Source organism: Bacillus sp. es.036 (assembly GCF_002563635.1).
GTDB lineage: Bacteria > Bacillota > Bacilli > Bacillales > Guptibacillaceae > Guptibacillus.
The window spans coordinates 3,138,926-3,154,446 of record NZ_PDIZ01000001.1; the positions used below are offsets into that span (position 1 = coordinate 3,138,926).

A 15,521-nucleotide genomic window follows, 5' to 3' on the forward strand; every position below is an offset into this window, starting at 1 on the left:
TTTATCCCCCTTATTTAGTAGTCATGATTAGTAAGAAACAATTTATGAATGCTTGCTAAGGAAATAGTTCAAACTCATTTCAATACTTTCAAAAGGAGAGCGTTTACATTTATCCTGTTCAACAATCCACCAGTCAACATTCGACTGATCACCTTGATGAAGAACGGCATTAAGATCAACCCCACCTGTCCCAAGTTCAGCGAAGAACTGCTCGCCATCCGTTGTCATATCCTTTAGATGAACAAGAGGTGTGCGATCTTGATATCGCTTCATCCAATCAACCGGATTCTCGCCAGCACGTGTTAGCCAATAAATATCAAATTCTGCATTTACCCATTCCGGATTCGTTTCATCAAAAATCGTTTCAAGGGCTGTTTTCCCGCTCGAAAAACGCTCTAATTCAAAATCATGATTGTGATAGCATAACGAAAGACCTTCTTTCGCGCATTCCTTTCCAACATCATTCAAAGTTTGAATCAGCTCTGCATACCCTTTTTCATTACGTAGCTCAGGTGCTAGAAATGGACAAACAACTTTGTGACTCCCGAGATCATGCTGAGCCTTTATGACCTGACTCAAATCGCTCTTTAACGCATCAAGAGGAATATGGCTTGATGCCGCTTTAAGTCCAAGACTATCAATCAGCTTTCTCAATTCCTTCGGAGTCATATCATAATATCCAGCAAACTCTACGCCTTGATAACCAATGTCGGCCACCCTTTTCAAAGTCCCCGCAAAATCTTTCTCACTTTCCTCTCTCAACGTGTACATCTGTACTGCAACAGGTATATTTGCCATGCTATTCTCCCCTTTTTAAAATTGAATGAACTTACTGAACTGAACGGCTAGCCCCTTCACCTCCTGAAAATAGTTAATTGTAAAATGTAATGGATTACATTTTTTAATAGATAGCTTGGTTAAAACATTCATAAAACAAGCAATAAGCTTCCCCTAAAAATGTAAACGATATCATTTTAGTGCATAGGTTCGTCGTTACGACTAAACCTCTTTCGCACCACACGAATCTCGAACAATCAGTTTTGTATCTAGAACGAGCTGTTTCTTCGTTAACGGTTCACCTTTAATTTGTTTCAATAGAAGCTCCATTGATCGTTTTCCCATTTCCATTAAAGGCTGCGCAATTGTAGTAAGCGCTGGTTCAAAGATTTTTGAGAACTGTATGTTATCAAAACCCACAACCGCAACATCTTCCGGTACTTTCATGTTCTGGTCTTTTACTGCCTTGATCGCCCCCATCGCCATACTATCATTCGCAGCAAAAATAGCAGTCGGCGGGTCCTCCAATGCCAGAAACTTATTCATCTGGTTATATCCTGACTCATACGTGTGGTCCCCTTCCTGGATCAGCACGCCTTCAATCGCGATTTCATTCGCAAAAAGCGCTTGTCGATAACCTTTTAAACGATCTCTACTAAGCAAACTGTTTAGCGGTCCGGTAATCATTCCGATTCGACTATGGCCGAGTTGAACTAAATGTTCCACTGCTTCACGAGAACTACTAATATTATCGATCGCTACTGTCGGAACATTTAATCCTTCAATAAAATCTGAAGTTAGCACAACGGGATAGCGTTCAGCAATGTCTGTAATCACGTCATTATCAAGCCTTGTCGTTAATAAAATCATGCCATCCACTTGTTTCTGCTTTAGCTCTTCAATGTAACTGTATGCTTTTTCAGGATCTTGATAGGTATTGCCAAGCAAAACCTTGTATCCATACTGATTTGCAACAAGGTCTATACCTGCAATCATTTGCGGAAAAACATTATTCGCAATTGAGGGCACCACTACAAGAATGGTTTTCGTTTCAGTCCTTCTAAAATAACGCGCTAAAATATTCGGCTGATAATTAAGCTCTTCAATTGCCTGAAGCACCTTTACTCGTGTCTTCTCTTTCACGGCTTCAGGGTTCTGAATCACTCTCGACACAGTCGCTGTCGAAACACTTGCAAGTTTTGCCACGTCTGTCATATTTGCCATTTCAATTATCTCCTAATGTTTAAAATAAATATACTTGTCTTATTTCAAACTATAAATGGCTTTGGCAAAGAATACAAGCTAAAATGTAATGGATTACATTTTCATTAGTCGATTACTTTCGTTGATGCTCATTATAGAGAAGATTTTGATGAATTTCAATGTTTTTTGAAAATTATTTATTTTTAGATTTTTCAACAGAGAAAGACAACATAGAAAAGAGTCCATTAAGTAAAACGCAATGGACTCCCTTTAATTATTCTATTTCATTAATCAAACGTTTAATTAATTCGAAGTTCCTGCTGACTCATCATTTTCGTTTTAGCAAAGGGACTTTTCATCCCTCTAATGTTGAATAAAAATAGCTTTGCTGCCTTACTAACGAAAACAGAAGTTCCGAGCACTAATGTGAAAACAAGAACAAAATATTCTTTATGCCACATAGCATCTGGTAAGATGCTCGAATAAGTGAAAATAATCAGTGGGTAGACAAAGTAGAGTCCTACAGTGTTTTCACCGATAGAATGAAAGAAAATATCAAGCAGTACCACTTTTCTAACGGAATGATAGATTCCGAGTAATGACATCATGATGATCGGCACTGTGATCATCAGAGACCATTCTTGCTGAAAAATAGAGCCATACATGAAATAATACAAAGTCTGGAAACCAATGAATCCAATTAATGTGATAAATCCTAATTGATTAAACTTATTCAGAAAGCTCTGTACACCATCCCAGTGACGAGCTAAGAGACCTCCAAATACAAAGAAGAAAATCCACTTCAACAGCAAACCCTCTTGTGCAAAAAATTCATTTTCTCCAGTTAATTCAGGAGATAGAAAATAGTAATGAATCACTCCAGAAAGAACCACTAAAAGCGACCAACCGAGTTTAGATTGAACAAGTTTCAGCACAGGAAAAATGAGAAGAAATTGCAGAACGACTGAAATAAAAAACAAATGGTAAAAGGAATTACCCATCGCAATATGAAAGAAAGAATCTTTCCACCCGGTAAACATCTCTGCATTCATTACGATTTTTAAAAGAACAAGATAGAAAAGGCTCCAGAGAGCGAATAAAAGAACAACTTTTGAAACCTCAAAAGAATTTAACGGCTTCTCTCTTTTCTTATTCCCCGATTTTTCAAATAAATATAACCCAACGATCACCGCAAACATCGCGATGCCAATTTGAGTGAGTTGATATGGAATGGAACTAATTTCATTCAACGGCTGTTTTTCTCCGAAGAAAAACTGTTCCGAAACATGAACGAGTATTAGAAACAAACAAGTAATCGCACTTAGAAAAATGATTTCTTTATGACCTCGATTCGCTTTCTGCATGAGCTCACATCCCGTTTTGGTTTGGTTTGATACTTCTATTATAAGGATGTCCTTCTCTCTGTGGAGTGAGAATGGCTATTCTTTACAAAAGATTAATAGAGCTAACATGATCCTTACAAAGAATTCATTTCCCCAAAATAACATGAGCAAGCCACGAACAAATTCCCTTCGACAATTACCGGGGAGTTACCGGGAGTGACAGGCACTCGCTAACAAATACCGACAAGTGACAGGCACCACTAATTTTTTCTCCTACAATGCCCCTTTTCGCTCTTTCCAATCGATATATAGAGTGAAAGGAGGTAATAAACATGGCAACAGCATCTCTCATGGATACGCAGCTTCGCCTTGTTCTTGAAGTAGGCGTTGATGAAAACGGCAAGTCAATCTTTCGTAGTAAGAACTTCAACAACGTGAAAACATCCGCTACGCCTGATGCGCTCTTCGCGATCGCATTAGCGCTAGCGCCGCTTCAACAGCACAACTTATTTGCAGTCGAACGCAATGACTCATCGGATCTTCAGGCATAGGCAAAAAAAGAGCAGTTCCATTACTAAGAAAGGAGGTACCCCACTATGGCGAAAACACTTGAACTTCAATTCAATACTCGTGACAACAAACCATTTTCCATCACACTGGCTGATCCAGTTGAACCCGTCAATCCAGTAACCATTGCCGCAGCAATGGATGCGATCATCATGCAAAACTGCTTCACAACAAGCGGCGGTGATGTTGTGGCTAAGAAAGGCGCGCGCATCATTGAACGAAACGAAAACGACATTATCATTGGCTAATTGATACTGAGGAAGGGCAATTGTCCTTCCTCTTTCGTCCGTGCAAAAAAGGAAGAGATCAGCTGGCCCCCTCATTCTTAGTACGCTCTTTCACAATAATTTTTAGTTCTTCCATTTCATCTAATTGCAGTTCTTGATAAGTCATGATTTGAGACAGTCCAAGGAGGATGACTTCAAAGAAAAAACTAGTCATGATCATAACAAAACCATTAGACCAGGATAAAGAAATATTCCAAACAATGATGCCGGCGATCGTTCCAAAGATAAGGATGAACCAGCCTACCAGGAAAGCAGCAACTTTAATCCCACTGTCTCGTTTTATTTTCATATGCCCCCCTCACTCTCTATTAACATTAACATAATATGGAAATAACTACACTACTAAAGGGCGCTTTTATCATTTATAAAAAGCATCACTAGAAATTCCCCAGTGATGCTCTAAACAGTGTGTTAATTAAATACCTACGGACATTGTTCTTGCTCTAATGATTTATTTCTTCAACCAAAAATTAACTTCATCCCGATCAAACGGCTCATACCCTTGGGCGGCACCCCAGCTCACCATATGCTCATAGTCAGAATGAATAGGATCACGAATAATATGGAGAAATTCCTCAAAGCCGCCTTCTCCACCAACATCTTCTGGAGGGGCACTACCTTCTCCATCAAGACAGACTGGAACATTCGAATGAGCGGTTTCAATAATTTTTTCAACCTCAATCCTATGCACCCAGTAATCGCCATAGTCATACGTATACACCATTTGCGAAGGCAAGTAATCCGAAAGTTTCTTCCCTGACTCTAGAACCATTGTTGTCTCTCCTTGAAATTCAAAGGCATGGGTACTGCTGACTAAGTTCACGAGTGGCAGCTCATTTTCAGTCGAGTAAATCATAAAATCATGAAGATGGCTATCCATCCATCCGAATGCAGCTTGTAGGATGCGATGAAAGTGGGAGAAAGTCGTATTCGTCGGAATCCTTAACCTTCGCCAAATCGTATAATCCCTAAGTTCGAGTGTTACTTTTAATTCAACGGCCTCCGTATTAAAAATCGGGGCTCCAGAAAGTTTCTCTAGATCCTTATATAATTCCTCATTTGGATGAATGTAGCTATTTTTTCCGTCGCCATACATCATACTACTAACCCACTGACTCAACTCCTCTTGAAACAGCGAGTCAGGATCAATCATATCTTCACCAAATTCAACATTTTCACAAGCTTTGTTTAAACGGGCAACCGTTGTCGGATTTTTTGTTTTTGCATAAGAGGTCTTTCCTGCGTTCTGAATCAATTGATCAATGATCTCCTGCTTAATCCCTTCTGCTTCAAACGCTCGTTCCATTCCTTCTAGCAGCAGTTCGTCCAACTTCTTCAGATCTTTTGCTTTAACACCGTATAGCACAATCGCATAGCGGTTTTGGTCATTCGTAAAAACCACAACCTTCTTACGACCAAGTTTAATCAAGTTAGCATGCCAGGAATGTAGCGGATCTTCATCCACCTCCGTCACAACATCAACCTTTAATTCTTGCAATAATTTCTTAGTGCATTGAATTAACATAGTTAGCTCCTTTATCGACAAATACTTACAAATCCCGGGTGGTGACAGGCACCTTTAAAGGCTTTAAAGGCAACAACACACTAACAGTTGTTCCCACTCCTAGTTCACTATCGAACTCAATCCGTCCACCGTGCTCGTGAACGATTTTATAGCAAACCACTAATCCTAATCCTGTGCCAGCTTCCTTATTCGAGAAGAAGGGATCACCTAGATGTTTTAGACGTTCTTTCGAAATGCCTACACCCTGATCGGAGATAGCTATCCGAAATGTCTCGCCTTCTTGACTCGTTTGAATCGTTAACTCTCCTCCATCAGGCATCGATTCAATTCCATTTTTAATCAGATTAATTAAGACCTGTTTGATTTGATTCACTTCACACTCCACAAGATCAAGTGCTTCTTGAAGGTCTTTCTTAATACATACATTGTTTATACGCGCTTGCGAGTTCATAATCGATAACGTATCACAAATAAGTGTTGTGACATTTGCCTGCTGATAGGTGACAGCTTGAGGCTTTGCAAGGGATAAAAACTCTGAAATGATGTTCTCGATTCGATTCATCTCAGACAGCATCAACTCGTGAATCTTCCCATCAATTTTCCCTTTGTATAGTTGAATAAATCCTTTCACTGCCGTTAATGGATTCCGAACCTCATGGGCCACTGCGGCTGCGAGTTGTCCAATAACCGAAAGCTTTTCGGAACGAATCAACAACTCTTCTGTTCGTTTTCGATCACCGATATACCGCGTAAACGCTGAGATCGCGAGTACATTTCCCTCCTGATCTCTAAGCGGAGAGTACGTTACGCTAACCTCCAATAACCTGCCATCTTTATGCTTTCGAACGGCTTCATAACCAATGATCTCTTTGCCACTTGTCACCGTATCACAAATAGACTTTGCTTCATCGCGATTTCCATCAGGATAGAGCTCAATCATTTGACGGGGCATTTCCTCTTCAGAATACCCATAAAGTCGTTGAAATGCCAAATTCGTTTTTAACACTTCTCCATTTAAGGTAATTACAGAAATTCCGTCTGCACTATTTGAAAAAATTGACTCCAAAAGCTCTTTCGTTTCAATTAAATCTTCTTCTACCTTCTTCCGATGTGTGCTATCCCGACCAATCGAAATCAGATAACCTCGTTCTCCTTCGCCTAAAGGACCGGTTGCTTTGACAATATCAAACGTTCGTTCTTCTCCATTATGTAAAAGCTGATGTTCGAATTGAATATTAGATGCATTGTCCTTTGTCAGCTCAGAAGGAAACGCCTCTTTTAAAAGGGGAATCGCATCCCACTTCGCACTCCCAATTTCAGCAAACGTTTTGCCTACTACATCCTGTCCTTCTAAGTTAAAAAGTTTCTTCGCATATTGGTTCATCTCTAGTATCTGGCCATCATGATCTTGATAAACAACAAATTCCGGCATAGAGTTGATGAGAGAACGAAGAAGTTCTTCTTGTTTAAACGCTTCTTGCTGTGCCGATTTGTAAGCAGTAATATCTTTTAAAATGTTATAGGCACCGATGTACGACTGATGAATTTTAATTGGAATCGTTTTAACTTCGATATAGATTAGATCCCCATTTTTATGAGTAATGCTTGTTTCATAGACTTGTGCTTTTCCTCGTAATGCTTTGTTCGTATAATATTTTATTCTTTTTAATTCTTGAAATGAAATATTCTGTTCATATGTATGGATGATTTCACATCTTTCATAACCAATCATAAATTGAAGAGATTGATTAATATCGGTAATATGTCCATCCTGGTCAACAAAAATAATACCGTCCGGGTTTTCAGCAATTAGAAAATCATGTTTAAAGTGTAGTTCACTCAACTCTTGCTTCATATTTTCTTCATGATTCGAGGTTAATGTTTTGATACAAACGAAAAGCATAAGATTTTCTTCCAAATAGGAAATTTCAATAAGATGCGCTTCCTCGTCCAAAACCGAAGTGAAGGTGACTTCGACCGAGTTTTCTATTGAAGAACAATTGAGTTCATTCATAAATTGTCGAGCAGAATGTTCAATCATCCATATCTGATCAATACGATAACTTTCTTTATCATCATGTTTCGGAAGAATCTTTTTCCCTTCTTCGTTACAGTAAATCACAGCGCCCTCTAAATCTACTACGAATAACGGGAGGGGAATTCTACCATAATATTTTTCATAACTCACAGCGCCCACACCCTCCAAAATTTGGATTTCATTCCTTTTATTATCTCATATTTTATAATTGATGTAAGGCTTCACAAAAGAAATAAACCGCTGACTAAAGCGGTTTACTTTTTCCTTCTATTAACTTAGAGATAGCGGGCACTCTGCCTACATACGAAGCGATTAATCAAACGTTTGTTTAACGTCAACTTAACGGTCTGTATCAGAAACTCGCTTAACCTCTTTAAGCAATGGCTCATAGAGATCCGAACCTTTTTTCACGTAATGAAGTTCCTTCACTCCTGGAACTTTCAAGTGAATGGCACCGCTTTGTTTGTTATACCACAATCGTAATCCATCTAAAAAAACGGACTTCTCTGTTTCGGCAACTTCTAATTTCATCATTATTCGCTCAATCCTTTCATACGCTTTTAGTAGTGCTCCTCAACAAATGCCTGCTCTTCATCTGCAGACAATAACCGACTCGCCTTTCCAATTGATCCGTTTTTCAAGCTCCAGAGCTCGTTATGAACGTAAACTGCGTTTTCAAAATTTCCGTTTTTCCATTTCATTAACGCTTGCTCATATAAATCGTAATGTTCATACTCTCCCGTACCTTCGACTTGATCCAGAATGGCAAGCATGTCGGCAATACGCGCATCGGTCATTTCAACGAGCGTCCATTTCTCTTCTGCATAAACTTTTTGATGCGTCATTCCGTGAAGCGTGTTCATAAAATGTTTCTCACTCGGAATATCCTCATTCGCTGTGGAATTTGACCCCTCATCAATATAGCGTTCCTGATCAATTCCCTCTGCCGCCTCATCTGAGCCCTCATCGGACGCTTCACTTACGTCTTTTTCTTCTAGTAAACTCGTATTCATATCTGAGATAAACCAATAGCCAAGCCCAAGAGTTAAAAGGACAATGGATAGGATTGAAATGAGTATTGTTTTAATAGATGGCATGTTTTGGACAGCTCCTTATATTTTTAATTAATGTGATATTTACTTATAATACTGTGATATAAATTCTTGTTCCTCTTCATCAGTCAACAACCTTGTTGCTTTTCCAGTTGATCCGCCACTCCATCTCCAGATTTTGTTGTGTACATCTACAGCGTTTTCGAAATTTCCTTTCTTCCATTGAATTAGTGTCTCGTAATAGAAATCATAATGTTCATAAGTTTGCTGATCCTTGATTTTTTCTAAAGTATTCAACAAATTGGAGATGTTCTTATCATTCATTTCATAAAGGCTCCACTTTTCTTCAGCCTGTACTTTTTGATGGGTCATCCCGTGAATATAATTCATGAACTGCAATTCTGTTGGAATTGACTCAGGATTGTGAGTTGGTTCTTTTTCTGATGGAAACAACGGCAACCGTTCTCCGTCAAGTGTTTCACTTTTTTCAGGATCAATAACTTCACTCATTCCAGTCTTCTTTTCGTTGCTTCCCTTAACACTAATATTGCTTTTCATGACATAATTTGAATACCCATAGGCAGAGAAGAGAACAAGCAGAATAAAGCAAGAGACGATAGATAGGACTGGTACCAGTCGATTTGTCTTTTTCTTAGTTTCACTATTTTTAATTACCTTATAATAAATCCGCTCCTTCTCCTCCTCACTCACCTCACCCTTCTTCAAAACCGTCTCATTCATATCCTTACGAAGATTTTTCAGCTTGTCCTCCATCTACTCAACCTCCTTATAAAGCTCACGAAGTTGCAATTTAGCACGCCTTAATCTCGTTTTGATCGTCTCTGTTTTAATCCCTGTTAGCTCTTCTATTTCTTGAAGACTTAAATCTTCATAATAAAATAAAATGATCACTTCTCGATATTTTACTGATAGCGAAAGCACCTTCTGGGAAATCTCTTGCCCTTCGCTTTTTTGCACGAGAATCTCATCAAGTCCAGTGCCTACCTTCAAATTTTCGTCCCCGCGAAAAGGAATCATCGACCTGAACCACTTACTCTTCAAATAATCTTTGCACCGATTGACGGTAATTTTAAATAACCAAGTTTTATAACTGCTGTCTCCCCTAAAACGGTCGATGTTTTTAAAACAAGAAATAAATACTTCCTGGGTAATGTCATCAGCCACCGTCCAATTTTTCACATATGTAAAAGCAAGGCGCTTGATCGGCTCTGCAAAATCATCGATCAACTCCCTGATTAATTCATTTCTTTCAAACTCATTCTCTCTAATTTTCTCCCCCAACGAGCTCCCCCCTGGATTTCCCTGTATGATAGACGACCTACTTCCCACAATCGGTTCAAAAAGTTTATTTTATAATGGATAACAACCAAATTTACCGTAAAATGGTTTAGCTTCAAAACTATAACACAAAAAAGAATCACAGAAAGCACGAGCGCTTTTTGTGATTTTTCGCGTGTGATCATACTTATAGGATATTAATCAAACGTTTGTTTAACCTTTCAAAACCTGCATGTTCTTCTCCACATACGCCCAGTTCTGCGGAAACGGAAACCGCAATCGCCAATAAGTAGCCCCCAGCAAATCATAGGCTTGCATTTGTTTGTATTTCTCCTTGATGCTTTGAATGTCTTCAAACCACACCACGTGTTCCTTACCGCTCAAGTTATAGCTGTAAGTTGGCGCTTGGGCTATCTCGTTGTATTGAATAGGAAGCCACCCGTTAATCGCACGATTTTGCGCATTTTGCACCGAAATCATTTCAGCTGGCTTCTCCTGCGCTGGCAGTGACCAATCATAGCCGTAAAGACTCATTGCCATCATTACTTTGCGATGGTTTATCTGACTCGTCGCATACATTAACATCTCTTCCACCCACCAGACGGGGGCAATCGGATCCGGTGGACCAATCGCATAGCCATAGTCAATCGTCATCACCGAAACGATGTCCACGATCTCACCTACGGCTCGATAATCTAGAAAGCCAACCAGTCGATTTGTTGGCAAATCGCTGCTTTTCGCGTGCGCATTAAGTTGGAGCGTCAGATTGCCAAGCTCCTTCTTTAGCTCTTTTAAAAATGACGTAAAATCACTTCGCCTCTCTGGTGGCACAAATTCGAAATCAACGCTAACCCCTGCATATCCTTTTTCCTTTACTGTTCTTACGAGATTTTGAACGAGCGTTGCTCTTCTTTCCTTATTTTGAAGCACACTATCAGCTAACTCAGCACTGAACATTTGAACGTCATAATTACTGATAACTAGTAGAGGCTTGATGTCCAGCGCTTTTGCTTGTTTTAAAATCGCGTCATCATTGATTGGAAGTAGCTCTCCTTCTTCCGTAAAAGAATACGTGAACACTGCTAAATAAGTAATCGAATCGCTCAGGTTGTTCAATGTTTCTACATAAGGAGAACCTTCAATCGCATCAAAAAAGACGAGCGTTTCCATCTGATATTTTTGCATAGTTGGAATCCTAATTCTCGCGCCGACCAGGAGAGCCGTCGGATTCAACGCCGGGTTAGCTTCAACAATTGCTTGAACGGAAGTCTTATACTGTTGAGAGAGATTCCAAAACGTGTCGCCCTGTTTAAGCTGATAAAATCGTTCAGGTAGAGCCTGATCCGGGATATACAGGTTTAATCCTAGAACAAGTCGATCAGACACAAGTCCGTTCACCTTCTGTATTATTGAAATCGGCACACCATAGGCCAATGAAATACGCCAGAGATTATCCCCACTTACCACCGTATGAACCGCCATCGAATCTCCTCCCAAATATGCAGCAGGCTTTACTGTTAGTGTATTTGGGGATAGAGGTGTTCATGAATAAGCCAGAAACCTAATTGATTATAAACCCTATCACCCCTTCGACAAATAGTTACACAGATCGGGTGGTGACAGGCACTATCCAAACTATCCAACCAAAAAAGCCCAGGTCGCCCTGAGCTTCTCTACCATTCTACTTCTCCAATAACTGCTTCTTCACTTTCTCACTTACCGCTGACTCTCCACCAAGCACATAAAGCTGATTAATTCCTAACTCATCATATACTTTCTCAGTAGCAGCAGGCACTTCGTCAGACATCACTAACAACGACACCGCATCACGTTTCGCTGCAAGAACAGAACCAGCTAGCGCATCGGCAAACTCCATTCCTGTGGAGACGAAAGCCGTATTTGAGGATTCATTTAATAAGGCGACATTAGCAGCCGTTTCAAATCGGTCCGCTCCACCAATTCGATCAGCACCAGGAAGTTGATCCATTACTTCTTCTGTCACAACTGCCTTGCCCCCTACAACGATACTGTCATCAAAGCCTTCTAGAACGTGTTTTGTATCGTTTGGTAACTCATCTTTTTCTGTTAAAAGAATAGGATAGCCATTTTTCGCCGCATAAGGCGCAATGGCAAGTGCGTCAGGAAAACTAAGTCCATTTGCGACAATGGCTTTCTTAGGATCGCCATCGAGACGAGCCGCGATATTCGCAGCCGTTTCGAAACGGTCCTCTCCACTAATACGCTCTACCTTCAATCCTAGACCCTTCAACTGATAGTTCACATAACTTGAGATAGCGCTGTTACCCCCGAGAACAATGGCTTTGGAGGCGCCAAGTCTCTTAATCTCTTTCTGAATATCGCGATTCATAGTATGACTTTCTGTCAGTAGAATTGGGGCATCATATTTATAGGCAAGCGGTGCTCCCGCAAGTGCATCAGCAAAACCATCGCCACGTGTGATGACCACTGTATCTGCCTGCTCCCAGCCTTCTTTTGAAATCTCGATGGCAGTTTCATAACGATCCTTACCAGAAAGGCGCTTATCAACTACCTTTTCACTATCGACTTTTACAATCACAGTCGTTAATGGATCAAGCTGAATGCTATTCTTTGTTAACTCATATCCAGAAGGGTCTGAAACCTTCTTCACACCAGCTTCATCATCGTCAACAAGCACTTGACCTTTCGTTATATCTTCTTCAAGCGTTAGCGTTCTTTTCTCGTCATCAGCATTCACAAACACGTAGTACGTGCCGGTTTTATCTGTTGAAACGTTTTTATACCCAATTGTTAAGTCGGTGTCTTTCATCTCAGGCGCATCGACTAGTTGAACATTCGCATCGACTAACTCTTTTGTACCAAGTCGGAAAGCGTCTGTTGATTTTCTTAAGTCGATTAACCCACTCGTATAAGTCATTGTTTCCTTCTGAATGCCGTCTTCTGTTACGGCGCTCCAGTCAAACATGTTAATCGCGTCAGTGGAATCATAAGAATCGTGAATAAAATAGGGATGCTCGAACGGCTCGCCGTCCTCATCTACCATATACGTTTCTTTTGCTTCTGGCTTCCCTTCGCCTTTCCACTGCTTCGTTCGACCGTATTCCTGCCCTGCATGTAAGAAAGATACACCCTGACTCGTCATAATCATTGCATTCCCAAGACGGATCCGCTCCTGAATTTCTTCCTCATGATCAGCAGGGTCTTTCTTAATCGACTGCGCAATGACATCATGAAGCGTTAAGTTATCGTGTGCTGCAATATATTGGACCACGTCACCAGGATCATCAGCTACAAAATTCCCTGGCTGTCCTTTAATGTTATTAAAAATTGTCTCGATATCGCGGGCACCGCCGGTTAAGAAACGGGGTTCGCCTTCACTTCCGAAGCCTGATTTTAATTCGTTACGAATTTCATCTGAAAAGACGCTTGCGCTGTCCGTATGGTCCATCCAATCCTGATCAGCTGGCATCACTTCATTTTCATCGTTTCCATCCCCAACGAACGTTCTCCACCCTTCGCCAAGCATAATTAAATTCGGATTCAATTTTTTCGCTTCATCGTAAGCGATTTGAACACTTTCAGCATCAAGGTCACCCATCAAATCAAAGCGAAAACCATCCACTTTAAATTCATCTACCCAGTACGTGATTGAATCGATCATCATTTTTCTCGTCATTTCATGTGTTGTGCCAAGCTTTCCACCGCCATATCCGGTTTTCGGATTGCCTTCTTCATCCATGAAATGATAATAGCCAGGCATCAAATCTTCAAAAATGCTAACGAGCGCCGTGTGGTTATACACAACATCAAGCACAACACCCATATCACGCTTATGAATTTCATTAATAAGCGCTTTTAATTCAGCAATGCGCGCTTCTGGATCCTCTGGACGCTCGGAATACATGCCTGATGGAGAAAAATAACTATGCGGGTCATATCCCCAGTTATAGTTGTTTCCTTCAGAAGAGTAGTCAAGTTCTCTCTCGTCGTTTTCGAGCTCATCTCCAAAGTAATACTTCATCACTGGAAGTAGCTGAACGTGCGTAACACCAAGCTCTTTCAAGTAATCCAGCTTTTCAGCAAAAGAGCTAAATGTGCCAAACTGAGCATCAAGTTCAGATTCAAGATCTGGGTCAGATGTAAAATCTCTCACGTGCGCTTCCCAAATAATCGCATCTTCCCGCTTCTCAAATCCTGGAATGGAAGCAAAATCAAGCTTCGGACCAATTGTTGCAGGATTAATAATCGCCGCTTTTCCAACGGTATCTTCATCATCGTCTGTGGAAGCAGCCATCGATTTCGCATAAGGATCAAGTCCAATCGCTGTCTCACCATAAACATCGATCTCAAACTGATAATAATAGCCTGTTAAATCGTCAATTCCAGTGTTCGACTGATCAAGCTTAACCTCCCAAACACCTTTCTCGTCCTTCGTCATCGCAAGATCTTTCTTGATTAATTTTGACTGATCGTCTTTGTCATATAGAAGCACAGAAACAGAACTTGCTGGTGGTGACCAGAATTTAATCGTCGCCTCCCCATTATCATGGAGCGTGACACCAAGATCATTTCCATCATAAACAAACTCTTTATCTACCAGTTTCCAATCAACTAGAGCCTGCTGTTCTTTTTCGTTGTAAACGACTTTATAAGCTTGCGTTAGATCGAGTTCAGAACCCATAGTAAGAACAAACTTCTGCCCCTCACTTTCAAGCTTTTCAACCTCAACACGCTTTCCATCTCCGTCAATCACTTTTACATCGTCTACGGTTAGGCTTTCAGGCTTACGATTCAGCAATCCAGTAATCTCATTTTGGGCTGTAATGGTTGCACTTGAAATCTGAGTGCTCAATTCAGGTTCTTCTAAATAAACTTCTTCCTGTCCTTGAACTAACCAAAATTCTCTCTCACCAGAAGTGGGGAAAGTTCGATCATCAGACGTATCTTTTTGATCACCTTTATGTACAATAAAATTCAAGCCATTCGTAATTTCATTGACTGGAACATCAACGTACATCCCATAGCTTGTTTCCTGTTCAAATGCGACGGGATTTCCCCAATCAACTCTATAGTCAATTGCAGGATTTTCATCATCCGCATTCCATAAATGCAATCCCCATCCCTCATAGTTATCATCGGCTCGCTGGTAATGCACACGAATATGATCTTCAGGTATGGCTGCCTCATCTGATACAGATGTCTCTGCTTTCGAGTACTGTGGCGTAGCAAATACTCCTAAGACCATTAACATGACAGTGAGCAATTTCATTAATCGACTTGCATTCAACATAGATCTCCTCCTCTGGATTAAAAAATCTCTACTAGGTAAGTAGTGAAAACGTTTGCACAAAAGACTAAAAAAGAGACGGCTTAATTAAAGCGCTTTCTTCTTTTACCATAACACAATATTTTCATTTTTTTCATTTGATT

Annotated in this window: 14 protein-coding genes; 2 read left to right on the forward strand and 12 right to left on the reverse strand. The window is 40.3% G+C overall.

Features of this window, described 5'->3' with window-relative positions:
• Positions 1-42: 42 nt before the first annotated feature.
• From ATG70_RS15820 to ATG70_RS15830, 3 genes are all read right to left on the reverse strand, one after another.
• A complete protein-coding gene (locus tag ATG70_RS15820; protein ID WP_098445218.1) occupies positions 43-798 on the reverse strand; it encodes a sugar phosphate isomerase/epimerase family protein in 756 nt (251 codons plus the stop codon).
• Positions 799-999: 201 nt separating this feature from the next.
• Positions 1,000-2,001 (reverse strand): LacI family DNA-binding transcriptional regulator, encoded by a 1,002-nt coding sequence (locus ATG70_RS15825; protein WP_098445219.1) that lies wholly within the window; start codon positions 1,999-2,001, stop codon positions 1,000-1,002.
• A 278-nt stretch (positions 2,002-2,279) separates the two neighbouring features.
• Positions 2,280-3,344, reverse strand: coding sequence for an acyltransferase family protein (locus ATG70_RS15830; protein WP_098445220.1), 1,065 nt, complete (start codon positions 3,342-3,344; stop codon positions 2,280-2,282).
• A 311-nt stretch (positions 3,345-3,655) separates the two neighbouring features.
• On the opposite strand from ATG70_RS15830, the gene ATG70_RS15835 reads away from it, so the two are divergent.
• Both ATG70_RS15835 and ATG70_RS15840 read left to right on the forward strand, forming a co-directional pair.
• A complete protein-coding gene (locus tag ATG70_RS15835; RefSeq protein WP_098445221.1) occupies positions 3,656-3,874 on the forward strand; it encodes a DUF1659 domain-containing protein in 219 nt (72 codons plus the stop codon).
• A 45-nt stretch (positions 3,875-3,919) separates the two neighbouring features.
• Positions 3,920-4,138 carry a DUF2922 domain-containing protein gene (locus ATG70_RS15840; protein WP_098445222.1) on the forward strand — a complete coding sequence of 73 codons (219 nt, stop codon included), beginning with the start codon at positions 3,920-3,922 and terminating at the stop codon, positions 4,136-4,138.
• 58 nt (positions 4,139-4,196) lie between these two features.
• Here ATG70_RS15840 and ATG70_RS15845 read toward each other — a convergent pair whose 3' ends face one another.
• The 9 genes from ATG70_RS15845 to ATG70_RS15885 form a co-directional block, all read right to left on the reverse strand.
• On the reverse strand, positions 4,197-4,466 hold the full coding sequence (locus ATG70_RS15845) for a hypothetical protein (protein WP_098445223.1): 270 nt from the start codon (positions 4,464-4,466) through the stop codon (positions 4,197-4,199).
• Between the two features lie 162 nt (positions 4,467-4,628).
• Positions 4,629-5,702: a plasmid pRiA4b ORF-3 family protein gene (locus ATG70_RS15850; protein WP_098445224.1), complete on the reverse strand. Its 1,074-nt coding sequence runs from the start codon at positions 5,700-5,702 to the stop codon at positions 4,629-4,631.
• A gap of 25 nt (positions 5,703-5,727) precedes the next feature.
• Positions 5,728-7,890, reverse strand: coding sequence for a PAS domain-containing sensor histidine kinase (locus ATG70_RS15855; RefSeq protein WP_098445225.1), 2,163 nt, complete (start codon positions 7,888-7,890; stop codon positions 5,728-5,730).
• Between the two features lie 189 nt (positions 7,891-8,079).
• Positions 8,080-8,274 carry a hypothetical protein gene (locus ATG70_RS15860; protein WP_098445226.1) on the reverse strand — a complete coding sequence of 65 codons (195 nt, stop codon included), beginning with the start codon at positions 8,272-8,274 and terminating at the stop codon, positions 8,080-8,082.
• A gap of 26 nt (positions 8,275-8,300) precedes the next feature.
• Positions 8,301-8,837 carry a DUF6241 domain-containing protein gene (locus ATG70_RS15865; protein WP_098445227.1) on the reverse strand — a complete coding sequence of 179 codons (537 nt, stop codon included), beginning with the start codon at positions 8,835-8,837 and terminating at the stop codon, positions 8,301-8,303.
• A 39-nt stretch (positions 8,838-8,876) separates the two neighbouring features.
• Positions 8,877-9,566, reverse strand: coding sequence for a DUF6241 domain-containing protein (locus tag ATG70_RS15870; RefSeq protein WP_098445228.1), 690 nt, complete (start codon positions 9,564-9,566; stop codon positions 8,877-8,879).
• Positions 9,567-10,094, reverse strand: a complete 528-nt coding sequence (locus tag ATG70_RS15875; protein WP_179886301.1) for a sigma-70 family RNA polymerase sigma factor — start codon at positions 10,092-10,094, stop codon at positions 9,567-9,569. It abuts the gene before it with no gap.
• A 210-nt stretch (positions 10,095-10,304) separates the two neighbouring features.
• Entirely contained in the window at positions 10,305-11,573 is a 1,269-nt protein-coding gene (locus ATG70_RS15880) for a glycosyl hydrolase family 18 protein (RefSeq protein ID WP_098445230.1), read from the reverse strand.
• A gap of 199 nt (positions 11,574-11,772) precedes the next feature.
• Complete coding sequence (locus ATG70_RS15885; RefSeq protein ID WP_098445231.1) at positions 11,773-15,381, reverse strand: pullulanase; 3,609 nt, start codon at positions 15,379-15,381, stop codon at positions 11,773-11,775.
• Between the last annotated feature and the right edge of the window lie 140 nt (positions 15,382-15,521).